17 protein-coding genes are annotated in these 20,543 nt (G+C 61.1%); 5 read left to right on the top strand and 12 right to left on the bottom strand.

The window, feature by feature from the left end; all coding sequences use genetic code 11:
• Positions 1-61: 61 nt before the first annotated feature.
• From ACZ3HH_RS20545 to hflK (ACZ3HH_RS20560), 4 genes are read right to left on the bottom strand one after another with little or no spacing between them, the layout of a single operon-like run.
• Positions 62-1,972 (bottom strand): cation-translocating P-type ATPase, encoded by a 1,911-nt coding sequence (locus tag ACZ3HH_RS20545; protein WP_465807161.1) that lies wholly within the window; start codon positions 1,970-1,972, stop codon positions 62-64.
• A complete protein-coding gene (hflK, locus tag ACZ3HH_RS20550) occupies positions 1,969-3,027 on the bottom strand; it encodes a protease modulator HflK (RefSeq protein ID WP_465807164.1) in 1,059 nt (352 codons plus the stop codon). The genes ACZ3HH_RS20545 and hflK (ACZ3HH_RS20550) overlap by 4 nt, the downstream gene beginning before the upstream one ends.
• Complete coding sequence (hflC, locus tag ACZ3HH_RS20555) at positions 3,024-4,073, bottom strand: protease modulator HflC (protein WP_367373580.1); 1,050 nt, start codon at positions 4,071-4,073, stop codon at positions 3,024-3,026. The genes hflK (ACZ3HH_RS20550) and hflC overlap by 4 nt, the downstream gene beginning before the upstream one ends.
• On the bottom strand, positions 4,070-6,034 hold the full coding sequence (gene hflK / locus ACZ3HH_RS20560; RefSeq protein WP_465807166.1) for a protease modulator HflK: 1,965 nt from the start codon (positions 6,032-6,034) through the stop codon (positions 4,070-4,072). The genes hflC and hflK (ACZ3HH_RS20560) overlap by 4 nt, the downstream gene beginning before the upstream one ends.
• Positions 6,035-6,244: 210 nt before the next feature.
• On the opposite strand from hflK (ACZ3HH_RS20560), the gene lpdA reads away from it, so the two are divergent.
• Positions 6,245-7,645, top strand: coding sequence for a dihydrolipoyl dehydrogenase (gene lpdA / locus ACZ3HH_RS20565; RefSeq protein WP_465807168.1), 1,401 nt, complete (start codon positions 6,245-6,247; stop codon positions 7,643-7,645).
• 116 nt (positions 7,646-7,761) lie between these two features.
• Here lpdA and ACZ3HH_RS20570 read toward each other — a convergent pair whose 3' ends face one another.
• Positions 7,762-8,235 (bottom strand): Lrp/AsnC family transcriptional regulator, encoded by a 474-nt coding sequence (locus ACZ3HH_RS20570; protein WP_052966045.1) that lies wholly within the window; start codon positions 8,233-8,235, stop codon positions 7,762-7,764.
• Between the two features lie 145 nt (positions 8,236-8,380).
• On the opposite strand from ACZ3HH_RS20570, the gene ACZ3HH_RS20575 reads away from it, so the two are divergent.
• The gene (locus ACZ3HH_RS20575) at positions 8,381-9,010 is read left to right on the top strand and encodes a LysE family translocator (RefSeq protein WP_465807171.1); all 630 of its coding nucleotides are present in this window, start codon (positions 8,381-8,383) and stop codon (positions 9,008-9,010) included.
• Between the two features lie 10 nt (positions 9,011-9,020).
• On the opposite strand, the gene ACZ3HH_RS20580 is transcribed toward ACZ3HH_RS20575, so the two are convergent.
• From ACZ3HH_RS20580 to ACZ3HH_RS20610, 7 genes are all read right to left on the bottom strand, one after another.
• Positions 9,021-11,153, bottom strand: a complete 2,133-nt coding sequence (locus ACZ3HH_RS20580) for a hypothetical protein (RefSeq protein WP_465807173.1) — start codon at positions 11,151-11,153, stop codon at positions 9,021-9,023.
• Positions 11,140-12,336 (bottom strand): DUF3142 domain-containing protein, encoded by a 1,197-nt coding sequence (locus tag ACZ3HH_RS20585; protein WP_465807429.1) that lies wholly within the window; start codon positions 12,334-12,336, stop codon positions 11,140-11,142. The genes ACZ3HH_RS20580 and ACZ3HH_RS20585 overlap by 14 nt, the downstream gene beginning before the upstream one ends.
• A 161-nt stretch (positions 12,337-12,497) precedes the next feature.
• The gene (locus ACZ3HH_RS20590; protein ID WP_465807175.1) at positions 12,498-13,328 is read right to left on the bottom strand and encodes a class I SAM-dependent methyltransferase; all 831 of its coding nucleotides are present in this window, start codon (positions 13,326-13,328) and stop codon (positions 12,498-12,500) included.
• A complete protein-coding gene (locus ACZ3HH_RS20595) occupies positions 13,322-14,476 on the bottom strand; it encodes an acyltransferase family protein (RefSeq protein ID WP_465807177.1) in 1,155 nt (384 codons plus the stop codon). Before ACZ3HH_RS20595 ends, ACZ3HH_RS20590 begins: the two co-directional genes overlap by 7 nt.
• Positions 14,473-15,372, bottom strand: a complete 900-nt coding sequence (locus tag ACZ3HH_RS20600; protein ID WP_465807179.1) for a class I SAM-dependent methyltransferase — start codon at positions 15,370-15,372, stop codon at positions 14,473-14,475. The genes ACZ3HH_RS20595 and ACZ3HH_RS20600 overlap by 4 nt, the downstream gene beginning before the upstream one ends.
• Positions 15,369-16,673 (bottom strand): glycosyltransferase, encoded by a 1,305-nt coding sequence (locus ACZ3HH_RS20605; RefSeq protein ID WP_465807181.1) that lies wholly within the window; start codon positions 16,671-16,673, stop codon positions 15,369-15,371. Before ACZ3HH_RS20605 ends, ACZ3HH_RS20600 begins: the two co-directional genes overlap by 4 nt.
• Complete coding sequence (locus ACZ3HH_RS20610) at positions 16,667-18,232, bottom strand: glycosyltransferase (RefSeq protein WP_465807183.1); 1,566 nt, start codon at positions 18,230-18,232, stop codon at positions 16,667-16,669. The genes ACZ3HH_RS20605 and ACZ3HH_RS20610 overlap by 7 nt, the downstream gene beginning before the upstream one ends.
• Here ACZ3HH_RS20610 and ACZ3HH_RS20615 point away from each other — a divergent pair.
• The 3 genes from ACZ3HH_RS20615 (at position 18,231) to gmd (ending at position 20,541) form a co-directional block, all read left to right on the top strand.
• The gene (locus tag ACZ3HH_RS20615) at positions 18,231-18,443 is read left to right on the top strand and encodes a hypothetical protein (protein WP_465807185.1); all 213 of its coding nucleotides are present in this window, start codon (positions 18,231-18,233) and stop codon (positions 18,441-18,443) included. The genes ACZ3HH_RS20610 and ACZ3HH_RS20615 overlap by 2 nt on opposite strands.
• A 215-nt stretch (positions 18,444-18,658) precedes the next feature.
• Positions 18,659-19,573 (top strand): GDP-mannose 4,6-dehydratase, encoded by a 915-nt coding sequence (locus ACZ3HH_RS20620; protein WP_465807187.1) that lies wholly within the window; start codon positions 18,659-18,661, stop codon positions 19,571-19,573.
• On the top strand, positions 19,570-20,541 hold the full coding sequence (gene gmd / locus ACZ3HH_RS20625; RefSeq protein WP_465807189.1) for a GDP-mannose 4,6-dehydratase: 972 nt from the start codon (positions 19,570-19,572) through the stop codon (positions 20,539-20,541). Before ACZ3HH_RS20620 ends, gmd begins: the two co-directional genes overlap by 4 nt.
• Positions 20,542-20,543 lie beyond the last annotated feature (2 nt).

Below are 20,543 nucleotides of genomic sequence, written 5' to 3' on the forward strand. Positions count from 1 at the left end.
ATGACCGCCTTACCCTAGATGACTACAAGTCCGGCACACAGTTCTGAACAGTTGTAGACGCTCACACCTCATCCTTAAGCTTGAGTAGGGGTTCCTGAAAGCGTAGCAAACGCCCGGCATTACCGAGCACTAATAACGTGCTCAAGTTATGCAACAGGGCGGCAATCATCGCGCCTGCCACGCCGAGCCAGCCGAATGCGGCGAACGCGACGATGGCGAGGGTCCAGCCCAACCCGATAATCACGTTGACCTGCAAGGTCTGCCGACATTGGCGACTCAAGCGCACGCAGGTCCCAAGCCGGCGCAGATCGCTGCCAATCAGTACGATATCGGCCGAGGCCAGCGCGATGTCCGCACCGCCCGCGCCCATGGCCACGCCGACGACTCCAGCCTTGAGCGCCAGGGAATCGTTGATGCCGTCTCCCACCACCATCGGCCGGAACCCGCTGCCGATTTCCTTCAGCACACGATTGAGTTTGTCCTCGGGCAAAGCCTGGGCTTCGACATCGCTGATACCTACATCCTGGGCCAGCGTGTGCGCGACGCTTTGCCGATCCCCGGTGAGCAACAACTGACGACCCAAGCCCAGTTCACGCAACTCGTTCAGGGCAAACCGTGCCTCGGGTTTGACGCTATCGGCGAGCAACAGCCAGGCGAGAAATTCACCGTTGAGTGCCAGCCCGGCAATCGGGCCGTCGTGTTCGGGAACCGCTGATGTGGCGATGCCCAATTGCGCGAACAGCTCCGGACGACCGAGGGCCGCCTCGCCCTGCTCGGTCATCGCCACTACACCCAGCCCCTGACGCTCGTGAATGTCAGAGAGCAGCAGAAAGTGTTCCTGAGTAACCAATCCGGCCAAGGCGCGGCTGACTGGGTGGCTGCTGGCGGAACCGAGGCTGGCGGCGAGCTTCAGTACGTGACTGCGATCCTGCAGTGGACTGTCGATGGATTGCAGGCGCAAGGTGCCGAACGTCAGGGTTCCGGTCTTGTCGACCACCAACGACGTCAGGTCAGCCAATTCTTCGAGGAACGCCGAGCTGCGAATCAGAATCCCGTGTCGAGCCGCCACCGCCACCCCGGCGATGGCCGTGGCCGGTGCCGACAACACCAGCGCGCAAGGGCAAGCCGCTACCAACACTGCGAGCATCGCTTGGGCATCATTGGTCACGAACCAGGTCACGGCGGCCAGCAGCAACACCAACACCATGTAGCTGCCAGCGTAGCGTTCGAGCAAACGGGTGATCGGCGGCTTGGAACGTTCGGCGCTTTGCATCAGCGCGATGACTTTACCCAGAGTCGATTCGTTACCGGTGCGGGTCACTTCAATGCGCAGCAGGCCATCAAGATTGATCGCCCCGCCGAACACCGACATGCCCACACCGGCTTCTATTGGCACCGACTCACCGGTGATTGACGCAGTGTCGAGGCTTGCCTGACCGGACAGCACTCGGCCATCCGCCGGCACCCGATCACCGGCACGCACCTCCACGAGGTCACCGGCCTTGAGTGTTCCGTTGTCGACTTCAACGACGGAACCGTCAGCCTGAATCTTGCGTGCATGGCTGCGAGTCAGTTTGCCGAGGGCATGAATCGCTTCCTGGGAGCCGATCACGCTACGCTCTTCCAGCACGTGACCGAAGATCATGATGATCGGCAGCAACGCCGCCGTGAGCAGATCGCCTGTGGCCCAGGCGCCGAGCATGGCCAGGGCAATCAACTGATCGGTGATCCCGTGCAGGCTCGGATAACGCAGGCTGTACCACGCCGAGCGCATGACCGGCACAGCCACCAGCAAGGACGCGAAACCCAGCAGCAATTGGCTGACACCGGTCTGCTCCGGCGACAACCAGCGCCAGATCAGGCCTAGCGCAAGCAACCCAAGCGCAAGCATGGCCAGAGTCAACTGACGCGCGGCGCTACGTTGTTCAGCCGAGGACAACATGCTCGGCGCGGCGGCGGTTTGGGCAGTCATTGCGCAGCTCCCTGAATGATCAGGCGGGAATCGTCTTTCGGGTCGACCGTGGTTACCGAACCGGCCTGTCCGAGAATCTTCGGCATCCGCTCACGGTAAATACGCAGCAGCATTTGCGGGTCCGTGCCCTGCTGTTGCGCCTTGGCCAAACTCAGTACCGTGGCGGTGTCGGCAGAGGCTTTTGCCAGGCGTTCGCTGGCTTGGGCGTGAGCCACTTGCAGCGTGCGGTCGGCTTGTTCGTTGGCGGACTGAGTCAGCTTCTCGGCTTCAGTACGCGCGTTGGCAACAGCTTTGTCGGCCTGTTGGCTGGCGGTTAATACCGCGTTAAACGCGTTCACCGCCGGGCCGGGCAGACTCGATTGCACATCGACCCGCGCCACTTCGATGCCCAACCCCTGCCCGGTCGCCGTCAGTTCCGCCAAGCGTTGATTGATGCCCCGCACCAGATCGCCGCGTAGACGTTCGCGGCGCTCAGCGGCCTGATTGTCGGCACCGATCAGTTCCGGTCGAGCCACCAGAATGGTGTCCAGATCTCGCGCGGCGGTGAGCGCCACGGCGCTGCGGGTCACCAGCCGATCCAGTGCCGGCAGCACATGTTCACCTTGGAGAACGAAGGCATACGGCTCGGCGACTTTGTAGAACACCCGCACATCCAGTTGCACGACACCTGCATCACCGGTCAACAAATAACCTGAGCCGGCGAGCGCATCGCTGATCGGCGTGGCGAAACTCGCCACTCGATCCGCCTGCAATGCAGCATCGGTGCGCAGCAGATTTTCTACACGGCGCTCGATCACCCGATCCGCTGCTGGCAACAGGATTACCTGCTCAAACGGGCGGGGCCACGCCAGCAGCAAACCGGCATTTTGAATGCGATCCAGTGCGCCGAAGTGCAGCACCACGGCACGATTCTGCGGGTCGATTTGCCGCACATTGGAGAATGCCCACGCCAACGCAGCCAACACGGTCACGGCGTATAGCGCCAAAAAAGCCAAGCGCCCGGCCTGAATCCAGGGACTGCTCAACTCATGTGTTCCACGTGGAACTAAACTCATGGCTGCGATCCGGATTTGTTATCGAGTGTCGGCGGCCCGTCAACCAACACCCGGAACGGTGCAGCATCGGTGCGCAAAATCAGTTTGGTGCCCGGCGTGACGATGGTGCCCAAGGTGTCGAGAGAACGCAGCAAGTTGTAGAGCTGCGGCGAGCCGGCGTAGGCACGGCCGTAAATCTGCGCGGCTTCGACGCGGGATTGGGCTTCGATGTCTGCGGCTTTCACTGTCGCATCGGCTTGCACGATTCGCGCATCACGCTCGGCCGCAGAGCGAATTTGCGCAGCTTCACGCTTGCCGATGGCCGTGCGTTCAGTCGCGATTGTTTCACGCTCGGCGCGCATACGATCGACAGTCGCGGTGAGCGTCACCGACGGCAGGGTCAAACGCTCGATGCCCACTTGCAACACTCGCACGCCATAGGTGGTGAGCAACTGCTGATCGATCTGCTGACGCAGCTGCGCTTCAAAATCGGCGATGCGCACCTGGTTGGCATCGGTGTTCACCAGGTTGGCCAGGTCAAAACTGCTGGCGGTGGTTTCCAGCGCCGAGCCGACAAAGGTGCGGATCTGCCGCGCCGCTTCGTCCGGCTGGTTCTGTACGGCGCGCATAAAGCGTTGCACGTTGTCTGGATCACCCTGCACCTGCCAAGCCACATAGGCTTGCACGATGATGCGCAGACCATCGCGCGTGCCCACATCCTGCAAACCGCTGGAGGTAGTGCGCAGCCGCAGATCCACCGGGATCGCCGCCTCGAACGGTGCCGGCCAGCGCCAGCCAAGTCCTGGCTCCAGCAACACCCGCGATGGATTGCCGAAGCGAGTGATGACCGTGGCCTCTCCTGAACGCACTTGCACCAGGCTCGCCGCTGCAATGGCAAACGCCACCAGCAGCGCCGCCCAACCCATTCGGCGCCACGGGAAAGGGCCAGCTTCTTGTGGATCACCGTGGTGATGATGGTGATGACCGTGGTGATGTCCGCCATGGCCGTGATCGTGGCCGGCGTGATCATCGTGATCGCGATTGTGAGTAGGGGTCGACTGGCTCAATGGACAGCTCCAGGTTGAACAGTATTACGCGGCGGCGCAGGGTCAGCCGGCAGCGTGAATGTGCGTAGGTCGATGGTCGGCGCATTACCGCTGCCGCCCAGACGATGATCGAGAACCAGCAGCTTGGCGTTGGCCAAACCTTGGGTCAGTTGACTGAAGTATTGCTCCAGCACGAAGGCCTGGCCGGCGCTGGAATAAGCCTTTCGCTCGGCGGCAAATTTCAGGTCGGCGGCCTGCGCGGTCGAATTGATTTCATGAGCACTGGCCGTGGCTTGATCGTGAGCGATGCTGGCTTGCAATTGCGCCTGGTTGGTCGCCTCCGCCGCGGCACCGCGCTCGCGGGAGATCAATGCCTGGGCGCCAATCTGCGCCGCTTGCACGCCGTGATAAGCGTTAGCCGCTCCCGCTGGCGGATGAATGGCCTCGACCACCGTGGCGAGAATTTCCACGCCGCTGTCGAGTTTTTGCAGGTCAGCCTGCACGGCGCGACCGATTTCTTCGGCGAGCCCTACCCTGTCCTCGCCGAGCAAACCGTCGAGGGTTCGCGAGGCGAAATCGTGGACCAGAATCCGGCTGGCGGTGCTGCGGATCAGCGTTGGCACATCGGCGCTGTTGTACGTTGCTGCCAGCGCCGCCTGATCGCTCAGGCCGATGCGATAGACGAAGCGCACATCCATGTTGACGATCTGGAAGCTCTGTTTGTCGGCGCGGCTGCTGGCGATGACCTGGGATTTGTCATTCACATGGCTGGCGTCCCACAAGCGATTGGCAATCGCCGGTGCCGGGCCTTCGGCCGGTTCGGCCTCGACCGGTGCCGACGTTTCGCCAACGCTGGTGGCCAACTCGTGGACCACACCGTTTTCGACGCTCAGCACGCGGCCCAGCGGCCACGGTAAACCGGCGTGCAAACCAGGGCCGAAAACTTCCACCGGTTTGCCGAAACGTTCATAGATACCGCGCCCTTGCAGTGGAATTTCGTGAATGCCGGTGAGCGACCAACCGACGATTGTCACCACCGCCAGCACCGGCAAAAACGCCCGGCGCATGTAGGTAAAGGCCCAGATTTGTCGCAGGTCGATGCCGAAGCGGTTGTGCAATTCGTGCTGCAATGCGAGCAAAGGTTGCGGCGGCCAACGCAGCATGTCGGCGACGAAGCTTCGCGCCAGCAAGGCCGGTTCCAGCTGCTCACGACGGGGACTGAACAGCGACAACACGGCGCGCAGCAGCAACTCGACGGCGACCAACCCCGGCAGCAAGCCGATCAGCACCGCCAGACGCACCGGCCAGACCGATGTTTCGCTGCCGAACAACAAACACAGGGCGCTGAGCACCAGGCAAATAATCGCCACCCGCGTCAGCTGCGCCAGCGGCCCTGCTTCAGGCCACTGGGCGACGTTTTCCTGCGCCAGTTGCCGCTCCAGCACCAGCAAACCGAAAGCCAGCAGCAACGACAGCGCGGCGCCGACACTGGCCGACAACCCCAGTGCAGCGGGCGGCAAGGCCAGATTCCAGACTTGCTCAATGCTGTACAACGTCAACAACGCCCAGCCGCCAAGCCAAAGCGTCGGTGCACCGATCTGCCCCAGCACGCGCAACCAACGCTGACTGATCCGGTCCAGCAACCGCTCGTACCAGCCTTCAGCGGCAACGACTTCCTCAGCGACAGCCACCGGCACCAACACGGCCGGATTCATCGCCCGTGCGCGCCACTGCGTTACCCACCAAGCCGATTGCAGGCCGGCAACCAGCACCAGCAAACCGGCGCTCTGATTGACCAGCAACGCCGGCCAGAGCGACTGCGGCGCAAACAGACCAACAAAAAACGCCAGCACCAACCCTGCGCCGGCCAAGGCACCCAAACCGATCGCGAATTGCCGCAATCGGCGTCCTTGAATGACCGCCTGCTGAAAGCGCGGCAGCCCTGCTATCTGTGCTCCATCGCCATCGAGATCGACTTGCATACCACCCCAGCCATTGCCCACATCACAATTCGTTACGATATAACGAAAATGGTGAAATTTTCGTCCTGAATCGTTCTATCTAAAAGCGCTAAACCTGTCGCCAAGCTGAAGCCTTGACCGAAATGCTGAGAAACGCACATATTACGTTCGTAATTTTTACTGAAGACTACTTTTTATCGATCCCGTCCCTCTCAATCCAGGAGTTGCACCATGAGCACCTATGACGTCGTGATTCTGGGCGCCGGCCCCGGCGGTTATAACGCAGCGATCCGCGCCGGGCAGTTGGGCTTGAAAGTGGCGTGCGTGGAAGGCCGCGCCACTCTGGGCGGGACGTGCCTGAATGTCGGCTGCATGCCGTCCAAAGCCCTGCTGCATGCCTCCGAACTCTACGACGCGGCCATGGGGGCGGAATTCGCCAACCTGGGGATTGAGGTCAAACCTGTCCTCAACCTTGCTCAAATGATGAAACAGAAGGATGAAAGCGTTACCGGGCTGACCAAAGGCATAGAATTTCTGTTTCGCAAAAACAAAGTCGACTGGATCAAGGGCTGGGGCCACATCGACGGGCCGGGCAACGTCACGGTGACCGACAGCCAGGGTGGCAAGACCGAGCTGAGCGCCAAGGACATCGTTATCGCCACCGGTTCCGAACCCACTCCCCTGCCCGGCGTGGACATCGATAACAAACGCATCCTCGACTCCACGGGCGCGCTGTCGCTGGGCGAAGTGCCGAAGCACCTGGTGGTGATCGGTGCCGGGGTGATCGGCCTGGAGTTGGGCTCGGTATGGCGGCGCTTGGGCGCTCAGGTGACGGTGGTCGAATTTCTCGATCGGATCTGCCCCGGTGTGGATGGCGAAGCGGGCAAGACCCTTCAGCGCTCATTGAGCAAGCAAGGCATCAGCTTCAAGTTGGGTTCGAAAGTCACCAGCGCCACGACGTCGGCAAGCGGTGTTCAGCTCAGCGTCGAACCGGCCGCGGGTGGCACTGCCGAGCTGCTTGAAGCCGATTACGTGTTGGTGGCCATTGGGCGGCGCCCTTATACCCAAGGCCTGGGACTGGAAAACGTCGGTCTCGCCACGGACAAACGCGGGATGCTCGCCAATAAGGGCCACCGCACCGAGGCCGCTGGCGTCTGGGTGATCGGTGATGTCACGTCGGGGCCGATGCTCGCCCACAAGGCCGAAGACGAAGCCATGGCCTGCATCGAACAGATCGTCGGCAAGGCCGGCGAGGTCAATTACGACCTGATCCCCAGCGTGATCTACACCAAACCGGAGCTGGCCAGCGTCGGCAAGACCGAAGAACAGCTGAAGGCCGAAGGTCGCGCTTACAAGGTCGGCAAATTTCCCTTCACCGCCAACAGCCGGGCGAAAATTAACCATGAAACCGAAGGCTTCGCCAAAGTATTGGCCGATGAGCGCACTGACGAAGTCCTCGGCGTGCACCTTGTGGGCCCAAGCGTCAGTGAAATGATTGGCGAATATTGCGTGGCCATGGAGTTCAGCGCCTCGGCCGAAGACATCGCCCTGACCTGTCATCCACATCCGACCCGCTCCGAGGCCTTGCGCCAGGCGGCAATGGATGTGGAGGGGATGGCGACGCAGATGTAGGAAGATCAAAAGATCAAAAGATCAAAAGATCAAAAGATCAAAAGATCAAAAGATCAAAAGATCAAAAGATCAAAAGATCGCAGCCTGCGGCAGCTCCTACGCAGGCTGCGATCTTTTCAGCTGGGCAAATGCTCCAACGGCAATGCCCCCGGCGTCTTCACCGTGTGAATTGCAAAATTGCTGCGGATGTCGCTCACACCCGGCAATTTCAGCAGACGCCCGGTGAGAAAACGGTCATAGGCGCGCAAATCCGGCACCACCACTTGCAGCAGAAAATCTGATTCCCCTGACACCAGGAACGCCGAAATCACCTCAGGCAGTGCCGTCACGGCCAGGCGAAATGCTTCGGCCTGTTCGTCGTTGTGTCGTTCGACTTTGACCCCGACAAACACCGTCAGCCCAAGGCCCACTTCATCTCGATCCAGATTGGCCTGATAGCCGCGAATCACTCCCGCCTCTTCCAGCATCCGTACCCGACGCAAACAGGGCGAGGCGGACAAACCGATTTCGTCAGCCAATTGCACGTTGCTCAGGCGACCGTCCCGTTGCAGCGCGGCGAGAATCTTGCGGTCGTAGGCGTCTAGTTTCATGGTTTGGCAGATCCCGATGGTTCGATCATCACAAAATGGCAGATTATGCCAAATATGGAAGCTTTAGAAGCTGACTACGCAACCACCTGCCCTGCTCTTCAGCCATAGACTGACCCCACCAAATCGACAACGAATGGGGTGCAACATGGCAGGTCTCTGGCTGTTTTTCATGGCGCTGGCGGTGGTGTACCTGTTGCCCGGCCCGGACATGATTCTGCTGTTGCAGACCGGCGCGCGTCAGGGCAAAGGCGCGGCGCTGGCCACGGCATTGGGGCTCGGTGTGGCGCGTGGTTGTCATGTGGCGTTGGCGGCGTTGGGTTTGGCGGCGCTGTTCAAGACGGCGCCCTGGACCTTCGACGTGGTGCGCCTGGTCGGGGCCGCGTACCTGCTGTGGATCGGCATTCAGTGCCTGCGCACCACGATGCTGCCGAGCTTGAACGGTACAGACGCAACCACCGAAAAACCGCATTGGCGCGAGGCGATCCAGCGCGGTTTGCTGACCAACCTGCTCAACCCCAAGGCGCTGCTGTTCTGCTCGGTGCTGTTGCCGCAGTTCATTGAGCCGCACGCCGGGCCAGTGCTCGCGCAATTTGCAACGCTGGGCGTGATGCTGGTCGGTGTCGGGTTGTTGTTCGACAGCGCCTACGCGCTGGTCGGCGCCGCACTGGGCCGCTGGCTGCAACGCAGTCCATCGGCCCAGCGGGTGCAGCAGTGGTTGTTCGGTAGCCTGCTGATCGGCTTCGCGGTGCGGCTGACCTTTGTGCAGCAGGCTTGAGGCTTGAGGGTTATCGCGCTCTACGACGGCGGCGACTGATCAGCAGCAAAGCCGCCGCCGTGATCGCTACCACACCGCCAATCTGCAATGGTTTTTTGTAGGGTCGTAGAACGGATCGCGCAGCGTCGGTGACCTGAGTCACATAACGCTTATCGGCGCTCTGGAAGTCTGGATCCTGGCATTGATGACCGAAATCACCGGCCCAGATCACATACGGTCCCTCCTCTACATAACGACGGTAGAACGCACTTTGCTCTTGCAGGCTGGTACCCCACGTTGAAGCTTTGCACAGCACTGAAGCAAACGCCTGACTGGTGTGGGGGAGATGATCAGCGGCCTTACTCGCCAGGGCTGTGGCGATATAACGGTAATGGAAACGTTCATCCGGTTGCGCCACCGTGGCTTGCCGACGCTGCACCTCACCCTCGGCTATCAGCGGGCCGACCTTGAGATCGGGAGCCTCCAGACTGTAATTGCCGCCGAAGGTCGCGTAATCCGGGGACATTTCGTAGCCCAACAACTCCATCCCATCGTAGCGGGCCACTGTCGCGGCGTAGTAGTAAGCGAATGCCCGCTTGGTCGGCCACCATTTTGATTCGGCGTCGTTGCGCAACTCACCGTACCACTTGGCCTTGGCCTGCAAGACAGCATTATCGAAATACCCTGGTGCTTCGTCATAACGCCCTTCACGCAACAGACGCCGCCCGAGCAAATTGCGCAGGTTCGCGGCTACCGGCAACGGCACATAATTGTCGCGATCCTGCTGGCTGAGCGGCGGCGGTGCGGGCACCTGAGTGTCGACGTACTGCTTGAGTTCATCGAGGGTCAGCACCCGCTCGGCAACGGTGGCTGCGTCGTACCAGTAAATGCTTTGGCTGCGATAGAGCTGATCAAAGGCTTGCAGATAATCGCCACGCTGCAGGGCCAGAATCGCGCTTTCGCCGTCGACCCGGCACTTGGGCTGCACCGTTTCGTAATCCCAGTCCGGGGTCCGTCGTTCCCCCCAGGACTCGTTCTGCGGGAAGGCCTGGGCTGCCTTGGCATAAGCTGCGGCGGCAGCATTTTTGTCGCCATCACGCAACGCCAGTTTCGCCCGCAGCCACCATGCGAGACCGCCGTCACCGGCCTGTTCAAGGAAGGCTTTGGCACTGGCGTAATCGCCCTGTTGATAATTCATCGCCGCCAGGCGATCGGCGTTATCCAGGCTGCCGCGGGTGCTGTTTTGCAGCAGTTTGATCAGTTTCTGTTCGTTCGGCGGTTGATCACCGAATGACCAGCCCAATCGACTGATCAACGACGCCGTCACCAGTTGCTGAACCGCTTTGCCCTTGAGCAACACGGCCAGTTGATCGTCGGGCATTGTCATCAGATCGGCCATCAACAACTTCAATGAGCTGTAGCCCACCGCCGAACCGTGGAGGTTCTGCGTCGCATAAAGTGTGATGGCGCTATCCCAATCGCCAGCGGTGCGGGCCACTCGCGCTTCTTCGCCGAGGCTGGCGACCCCCAACTCCAACGGGTCGCTGAAGCCGTCGATACTCAATTGACGAGTCTGCTCGAAGGCCTTTCGAGATTGAGCCAACAGGTCGGGACCCGCGTCCGCCTCTGAACTCATGGCAAACAATGCCCGCCCCGACGAGTAAGCCGCCCAGGTACTGCGCAACGCGCGTTGATCCGCCGGCAGCGCCAGCACTTTCTGAAAGTATTCGGCGGCCAAGCCGTGGTCACCCGCGTTGAACGCAACAGCGCCCGCCAGATACAACATGTGCTCGGCCGGCAGGCTCGCGCCTTGCTCTTCAACCTGACGGGCATCGGTCAAATTGCGCAGCTGCTTCACCAGTGCTTGCTGCTCAGGCGTCAAACCAGCCTGTTCGGCGGTGTTCCGCTGACCCGTGTAATCCGGCGCATCGCCATAACCGTCCCCCGGAATGTTGGTGGCAGCCGTGACATTTTTCAGTCCCGCGATGGCATGCCCGAGACGGTTGATCTCGACGTTGAAGTTGCCTTCAGGCAGTTCCGCCAGCGACTGGCCACGGTTGTCCAGCAAGCGCATGGGGAAGTCCGGCCCGCAGGCCAACGCCGAACCCAACGGCAGGCTGAGGCTCAGGCAAAGCACATGGCGGGGCCAGTTACGGGTGAACATTCGAACCTCCTTGATCAATAGTTGCGCAGCGTGCCCAACCGATGGCGCGCTGCCCTCCGGCGGGGATTCGACCCTCGCGCAGGCGGGTGAAGGTAAGCAGATCCGGGCGCTGTTGCAACGCATAACCGGCCAATGCATCGGCGCCATCGCAGCCTTGCACCGCCAATGTCAGGCGTTCGGGCCAGGCGCTGTCGAGATTGCCTTGGTTGCTGATGCTGATGTCGTAGAGGCCGTCCTGCGCCGAGAGCTTCAGCCCCACGCGGCTGTCGAGCGTATCGCCACGCGCCACCGCGATTAGCGTCGTCAGGCTCCAGGCCCTGCGATCATTGGCCAGCGGCAGGCGAAACCAGATCAGCCCAGCCAGATGAGCCGGGGGATCAGCGCGCAACTCGGCGCCGAATCTGCTCAGTTGCAGCGGATCCGCCAGTAACTCCCGACGATCGCCACCTCGGTCGATAGACACTTCACTTTCCACCACCGGCGCGCCACTGGCCCCTGGCAACAACGCCACGCCATAAGCCGGTAGCGCCAGATAAAACGGTTTCGAGGTGATACGGCTCCAGGCCTTGGCCCACTGCCGAGCCTGATCCGGGTCGAACAGCCCACGCCGTGGATCGCTCACCGCATGCACCTGCAAAACGCTGCTGTCGACCGTCGCCAGCAACGCCGGTAACTCAGGGCTGTCGAGCCAGGCCGGCAACGCGGTGATGCTCAGTGGTAAGGAAGCCGGGAGAGCAGCGCGTAAATGCGTGAGAAATTCGCGGTAGGCCAGTAGCCGGGCGTTGCCCGCATCGTGGTCGACTTCCACGCCGGAGAGAATCAGCCCCTGCCCTTGCCAATCGCTGAGCACCTGCCGGATTTGCGCCGTGACCTCGTCCTGATCCAGCCCCTTGAGCTGTCCATCCAGACGAATCACTGCAATCAGCGGTCGGCCATCACGCTTGAGCAGCACCGGATCGATTCGCACCCGGCTCCAACCGGCCTGCGGAAACGCCTGCAAGGCCAGTACGCGTAAGGTCGAGAAATCGGCGCGGCTGTCGCGTAGCGCGGCGTCATGGGCTGACGTCCATTGGCGTTGCCAGACATAGAGTTGCTGATCGAGCGGCGGCGCGTCCGGTCGCTCGCAACCGTTGAGCAACAGCAATGCGGCGAGCAAGGCCGACAGACGAATGAAAAACACAATGAACCCTCATCCTCTGTGGCGAGGGAGCTTGCTCCCGCTCGGCTGCGCAGCAGTCGCAAATGCAGCCAATGTGGTGTGTCTGATGAAATGAGGGGCTGCTTCGCAGCCCAGCGGGAGCAAGCTACCTCGCCACAATTGATCTATTACGAATTCCCGGCAGCCTACTCAGCCATCGGCTTGCGGGCAATGATCACCTGACTTTTCGCCACCACTGCGTCCAGCGCCTGTTTGATCTGTGCGCCTCGTGGCGAGGACAGCACGGCTTGCCAGGTGTCGGCCCAATGGTTGAGCAATGGGTGGTCGGCGTTGCTGAAATCGACCTTGGCTTCCCAGAACAACAGCATCCACATCGACCAATAGAACCCGTACTGGCTGTGGCTGATGACTTCCAGACCGGCGTCGCTGACCATCGCCTTGAACTGTTCTTCGCTGATGATGCGAATGTGGTTGGGCTTCTGGAAATACTCCGGCGCGGCGATGTCTTTTTGCAGGTCTTCGGAACTCGGGTGCGGAACGCTGAGCAAATACAGCGCCCCAGGCTTGCCGACCCGCACCAGTTCGGCAAGGAACTGCGCCGGATCGTCCACGTGTTCGATGACTTCGGTGGACACCACCCGGGTTGCGGTCGCGTCGGCAATCGGCAGCGGATTACAGTCGGTGACGTGGCACTCGACGCCCCGCGCCGGTGTGTCACTCAGGCGCTGACGAGTCGCTTCGACCTTGGCGGCGTCGATGTCGGCGATGATGATCTTCGCCCCGCGCATGCCGCAGAAATGCACGTTGCCACCGTCACCGCAGCCCACGTCCAGCAGCGTGTCCTCGGGGCGGACCGGGAAACCGGTGAACAGCTCGCCGGTTTGCTGGTTGAACCAGCCGCTGAGCATCGCGTCGTGCAGGCCGAGCATGTACGGGTCGACCTTGTCCGGGGCCGAGGGTACTGGCGTCGCGGCAGCAGGCGTGCCTGTCGTGAGTTTCTTCAAAAGGCTCAGCATGAGGTGGCTCCAGAGGATGGAAGGGCTGATCGGGACATACGCAAGCGTTGCACCAGATGGGCACCCCGGTTGCGCATGGGCAGCTCGATGAATCGGTAGTTGAGTTCGCTCAGCAGCACAATCAGGCTCATGGCGCAAAACAACGCCAGTGCCGGCTGCATCGCCACGTCCTGCGAACCGGCGGGCGCAAAACGAAACCAGCCTTCGCGCACGGCAAAAAACGCCGGAATGTGGATCAGGTAAATGCCATAGGAACGGGCGCCCAACCAGACCAGTATTTGTTTGAGCTTGCCCTTGGGCAGCAGGTAATCGCGATTGTAGGAGGCGATCCAGACCAGCACCGCGCACAACAAGGCAATCGCTGCGACCCGATAGCTCACCAGGTTGAACGGTGTGCTCGCCAGCACGCTCACTGCAGCGCCCAGACAGATCAGCATCAACGGGCCTGACCAGGGGCGGCGCAACAACCGTGGCTCCCAGGTCAGATAGCTCGGCCTTGAGCTCCACATCGCCAGCAATACGCCCAACGCCAAGGCATCGGTCCTGATGCTCATCAACAAGGCGGAGCGCCAAGTGAACAATTGCACGGCAACCAAGGCCAACAATACCCACACCAACCGCTTGCGGCAGACAAGGATCAGCAACGGCAACAGCAGGTAGAACTGCTCTTCAAGGGATAAGCTCCAGTACACGAAACTGGCGCCGTATTCGAAGCGCATGAAGCTTTCGGCAAAGCGGAAATTGGCAAATTGCAGAAAGCCCGCCAGCGTCGCCTGCAGATTGGCCTGCACCGTGCCAAAGGCACCTGAATGATTGAAAAACAGCGCGCCCGATAACATCAGCAGCAGCCACAACCAGGCGGATGGCAACAGACGAAAGGCCCGGCGAACCCAGAAATCCCGGGTTTCCTGCCAGAAGGCCTGCGGTGTCTGGCAACCACGCAGCAGCGGAATCAAGCCTCGGGCGATGACAAATCCGGAGATGACGAAAAACAGGTCCACGCCCCACCAGAATTGCCCGTGGGCCGTGCCCGACTCAAAGCCCGGCAGCCCACCTGGAAACGGCATGGTTTGCAGGTGATGCACCAGCACGCCGAGCACGGCGACCCCGCGCAACAACTCGATGTCGAGAATCCGCCGATTACTCATGGCGCGGTCCCGGCCTTTGAGCCGGTTGTCATCGGTTTGCGCGCAATGATCACCTGGCTCTTGGGCATGAACTGATCGAGCATCTGCTTGATCGCCAGGCCATTGGGTTGCGCCAGCAGGTCTTGCCAGGTTTTTGCCCAGCTCTCCATTAGCGGTGGGTACGGCGCCTGAATCCGGTCACGCACCGCGCCGCCCAGGTCGCGCCCGGCCGCGCGCTCGCTGGCCCAGAAGAAGATCATGCCCATCACCCAGAAAAACCCGGTGGCCTGGCGATGTTCGATCACCAGACCGGCGTCCTCCACCAGCGCGGCGAAGCGTTCCGGGGTAAAAATCTGCACGTGATTGGGCGACTGGAAATAGCTGGCCGGGGCGATGCCCTGCTGCAAATGCTCGCCCACCGGCGCCGGCACGCTGAGCAGATACTGCGCACCGGGACGGCCCATGCGCACCAGCTCGGCCATGAACGGCTCGGGCTGATCGATGTGCTCGAGCACTTCCATGCACACGATTTTGCTCGCGCAGCCATCGGCGAGCGGCAACGGCAGGCTATTGCTGACCAGCCCCAGGTTGGGCTTGTCCGTCTGCGCTTCCACTTGCCGGGCCAGATCACGGACCTTGTCGTGTTCACTGTCGGTGAAAATTACCGACGCGCCCTGACGCACCGCAAACAACGTCGCCACGCCCTCACCGCAGCCGACATCCAGCAAAGTGTCTTCCGCAGTGATCGCAAAGCCCTTGAGCAGTTCGCCGCTGTCGCCCGAAAACCAGCCATCGAGCATGGCGTCGTGCAAGCCGACATCGCGCGGCGACACGCTGCCTTGCGCCACCGGAGCCGGCACAGGCATCGTTTCGGATTTCGCCAGCGGACGCAGCCACCTCATCAATGAGCGAATCATGCCTCAGGGGTTTCCACGGCGGATGCGTTGCGGGTTTCGAACAGCCGGGCAAGAAATGCTATCAGACGCTGTTCAGCGGTCGTCTGACTGCAGAAGTTTTGCAGGCTGGTCACCGAGTGGGCGGACATCCTTGCATAGCGTTGCGGGTCGTCCCTGGCCACGTCATAGCTGGCCCGGTAGGCCGTGCACAACGAGGCCCAGTTGGTGATGTAACGCAGGGTGCGAAACGCCTTGCGCGGGTCGTGGGGCCAGGCTGTCAGCTCATCCGTGGAGTCGATGAGGAAAGCGTTGTCAGCGTCCAGGTAATCGATCATTGCCGTGGTGCGCGGTGCCACTGCCGGCTTGCCGCAGGACATGAACTCCATCAGCGGCAGGCACTGGCCCTCGCCGTAGGACGTGTTCACCACGTAACTGGTGGCCTGCACCAGACGCTCGTAGTCCGCATCCGCGAGGTAGCCGTAAATCAGCACGATGCGGCAGCGGTAGGGCTGGTTTTTGTACAAGTGATGAAGGATATCGGTCAGCGCTTCTTCGGCATCGTGGTGCGTCAATTTGAGCACCAGCGTGGCGTCTTCCACCTCGCGGAAAGTCACGCAGAAGGCACTGAGCATGTCTTCCCAATTCTTGCGCCCGTCGCCTGGGTTGAACACCGAGGTATAGATCACACCGTCGAGCACCAGCTCCTGTTCACGAGCGGGCGCCTGAAAGTCGATGCCCTTGCCGGCACGCAAATGCGCAGGACCAAAGGCTCGCAGATCGAGTTGGCGACTGTCCGCCAGCAAGCCTTTGATCTTCAATCGCACTTGATTGGCCAAAGGCTGGCGCTGCAACTGCGCACCGCGTGCGGCAAAACGATCCCACACCGGTGCTGGCACCGCGATGATCGGATAGTCGGCGCCCATGGCTTCGCGCACGGCATTGACGGTGTAGCTGGAATGGGTGATCGCCGCACCGCATGCGCGCAACACCGTGCGCCAGTCATTACGCGGTTCACCGGCGAACGGCTCGTTGGGGATGGTGCTGAATTCCCACGCGAACACCGCCAGGGTCGGACAGGCGAAATGCACCGGCGTGCGATGGGGCGGCGAGAACGACAGGAACACGCAGTCCTCGCCATGGGACAGGCAGTCGAGGTACAGCGCGTCGACTTCGGTCTGCGGGTCGCTGACTTCCACTACCCGCCCCAATCGCTCCAGCACCGGCCGATACTCCTTGAGCACGAAGTAGTAGCTGTATTCCGAACGGCCCAGGTTCTGGGCAATGGTGTGCTGGTTGGTTTCCGAATGAATGATGATCAGCATGAGGCGTTATCCGTCACGGCCACTGCCGGCACACCGTGTGGCGCCAGCCCGAAAAAATCCGCCAGGCGCTGTTGCACCGGAGCGAAGGCACAGTAATCGTGCATGCGCTCGACCGCGGCGTGAGACATGCGCTGATACTCCGGCGGCTGCTCCTTGGCGATCCGGTAGCTGTTTTCGTAGGCCGCTTTCAACGACCCCCAGTCCGGTCGATAGCGCAGGGTTCGGTAGATGATGCGGGTGTCCTGGGGCCAGATGGTCAGCTCTTCGCTGGACTTGACCACAAACGCCACATGCTCATCGATGTAATCCTCCATGGCCGTGTGGTCCGGGGCGATCACCGGTTTGCCGCTGGCCATGAACTCCATCAGCGGCAGGCACAAACCCTCGCAGCGCGAGGCGTTGACGTAATAACTCGCCGCCTCATAGAGCCGGGCATATTGCGGATCGTCCAGGTAACCGTGCATCACCACCACCCGACAGGCGAACGGTGACAGCTGCGCCAGCAAGGTCATCAGTTCGGTGTAGTAGGACGACAGATCGCTTTGGGTAATCTTCAGCACCAGTGTGGCGTCCTCGGTTTCCCGGAACGCCCAGCAGAATGCGCTGATCAGCTGATGCCAGTTCTTGCGCCCGTCCTTGGGGTTGAACACGGTGACGTAGACAACGCCGTCGACTCGGGTTTGCGCCTGTTGCGTAGTGTCTGGCAGGTCCACCGGTGCCGGTACATGGACCGGCACCGACTGCGGCCCGGCAATGGCCGGGAGGTATTTTGCGAGCCAGGAGTGAGCCGGATCGGACAACCGATCGCGAATCCCCTCCCAGTACCACTGGCTCAGAAAATAAGTGCGATGGACCGGCACCGGTTGCGCCTTGCCCAGGTCCAGCGCCCACAGACGCAAGTAGTGCCTGGCGATGACGAAGCGGCGTTTCAGGGTCAGCGGCGGCGGTCGCAAGGCATCGAGTTCGGCTTGCTGCTCGGGGGTCAACGGTGGCGGAATCAGCGAGTCGGCAGACAGTCCGAGCGTATGGGTATCGAGGATGCAGCCCTTGATGTCGAGGGTCGAACCGGCATTGACCGGCACACTGGTATGGCGGCTACGGATGGCCGCGAAGTTTTCCCACAAAGGAGTCGGCAAGACCAACACCGGAAAGTCTTCGCCCATGGCCCGACGAATCGCCCGGGCGGTATGACTGGAGAGCGTGATCACCCGGCCCTGGCGCGCCAGCATGCGGGTCCAGTCATGCCGGGGATCGTTGTCCCACTGCTCATCGGGAATCGAATCGAACTCCCAGGCCACCACGCAGATCGTCGGGCATTCAAGGTCGTTCGGGGTTTTCTGCGGTGGCGTGAAGGACAGAAACAGGCTGTCTTCGCCAGCGGCAAGCAGCTGCCTGTAGAGGGGGTCGACCTCGGCCGTGGAGGACACCACATGCACCCGCCCAAGGCTTTCGAGCACCGGGCGATAAGCCTTGAGCACGAAGTAGTAACTGTATTCGGGACGACCGAGGCTCTGGCTGATGGAGCTGTCGTTGACGTCCGAGTAAAGAATAAAATTCATGGCATCCCACGATGAGGCCACCATCCCGGCGACCTCACTCTATGACGGCGAAGCCACGGATCGAGTCGGCGTACCGCCCTCGTCTATAGTCTTCGTGACCGTCTACATTCTTGTTTTAGTGGTCAGTTTCGCGGAGTTTCAGAACAACCCTGCCGAACCCTGGGCGATCGTGACGAGGGGCATTCTAAACACATCCATCAAGGGTTCGTGAACCGCTCGGCGAGAATAAATAGGCCTGCAAAAACGAGAACTGACCAGTCACGGTGGGACCTGTTGAAATTGCTGCGCAATTGGCACAGATTGGCTACCAAACAACTACAACAACGACTTCGCCTGTCTTTCGACCCAGTCATCCACCCGGTCTGTCAGACATCTCCGCCAAGCCTGTGGGGAATGGACGAGGTTTTATGATCAAGGGGCCATTGCTTGAAAAAGCGTCTGTTCGTAACGGGTCTGAGTGGATTCGTAGGACAACACATCCAATCTCGTCTGAAGGCTGATGCCTCGGAATGGGAGCTGCTGCCTGCCCCGTCCCGGTACGATCTCGCACAGCCAGAAAGCCTTGAAGGCCTGTGGCCAGAGATGCCCGACGCGATCATTCACCTGGCCGGCCAGACTTTCGTCCCCGAAGCCTTTCGTGATCCGGCACGCACGCTGAATATCAACCTGCTGGGCACCCTCAACCTGCTTCAAGCCCTCAAGACCCGCGGCTTCAACGGTACCTTCCTGTACGTCAGCTCCGGTGACGTCTATGGCCAGGTCAACGAGACCGATCTGCCCATCACCGAACTCCAGCCACCCTGCCCGCGCAATCCTTATGCCGTGAGCAAACTGTCGGCGGAGTTCCTGAGCCTGCAATGGGGCCTGAGCGAAAGCTGGCCTGTGCTGGTCGCGCGCCCGTTCAACCATATCGGCACCGGGCAGAAAGACAGCTTCGTCATCGCCAGCGCTGCGCGGCAGATCAGCCGGATCAAGCAAGGCCTGCAAGCACCACAACTGGAAGTCGGTGACATCGATGTCACCCGCGACTTCCTTGATGTGGGCGATGTGGTGTCGGCCTACCTGGCGTTGCTGGAAAAAGGCGCGCCGGGGCAGGTCTACAACATTTGCTCGGGGCGCGAGCAAAGCATTCGCAGTTTGATCGAACAACTGGGGGACCTCGCCCAGATCGATATGCAATTGATTCAGGATCCGGCGCGTCTTCGCCGCGCGGATCAGCGTCGCGTTTGTGGCAGCCACGCCAAGCTTGCCCAGACCACAGGATGGACGCCTGAAATCACAACACAACAATCCCTGCGGGCGATCCTGTCCGACTGGGAGAAGCGAGTACGACAAGAATGACAAAAAGTGCACTGATCACAGGAATTACCGGCCAGGACGGCGCGTATCTGGCCAAACTGTTGCTCGACAAGGGTTACAAGGTTCACGGCCTGGTGGCGCGGCGCAGCAGCGACTCACGTTGGCGACTGCGCGAGACGGGGATCGAGGGCGATATCGTCTATCTGGATGGCGACATGGCCGATGCCTGCTCGGTGCAGCGCGCGGTGATCAAGTCGGCGCCGGACGAGGTCTATAACCTGGCGGCGCAAAGCTTTGTCGCCGCCTCCTGGGATCAACCGGTGACCACCGGCATCGTCGACGGCCTGGGCGTGACCCATCTGCTCGAAGCGATCCGCCAGTTCAGTCCGCACACCCGCTTCTATCAAGCGTCCACCAGCGAAATGTTCGGCTTGATTCAAGCCGAACAGCAGGACGAAAACACGCCGTTTTACCCGCGCAGCCCGTACGGCGTGGCCAAGCTCTACGGCCACTGGATCACCGTGAACTACCGCGAAAGCTTCAACCTGCACGCCAGCAGCGGGATTCTGTTCAACCACGAATCACCGCTGCGCGGCATCGAGTTCGTGACCCGTAAAGTCACCGACGCCGCCGCTCGCATCAAACTGGGCAAACAGCAGGAGCTGCGCCTGGGCAATATCGACGCGAAACGTGACTGGGGGTTCGCTGGCGACTATGTCGAAGCCATGTGGCTGATGCTGCAACAGGACAAACCCGACGATTACGTGGTCGCCACCGGCGTGACCACCACCGTGCGCGAAATGTGCCACATCGCTTTCGATCACATCGGCCTCAACTACCGCGATTACGTGAAGATCGACCCGGCGTTTTTCCGCCCGGCCGAGGTTGAGGTGCTGCTTGGCAACCCGGCCAAGGCTCAGCGTGTACTGGGCTGGAAACCAAAAACCGATCTGGACACCTTGATCCGCATGATGATGGACGCGGACATGAAACGCGTTGCCAAGGAGTAGGC

Source organism: Pseudomonas sp. PME37.24/025, from assembly GCF_055556615.1.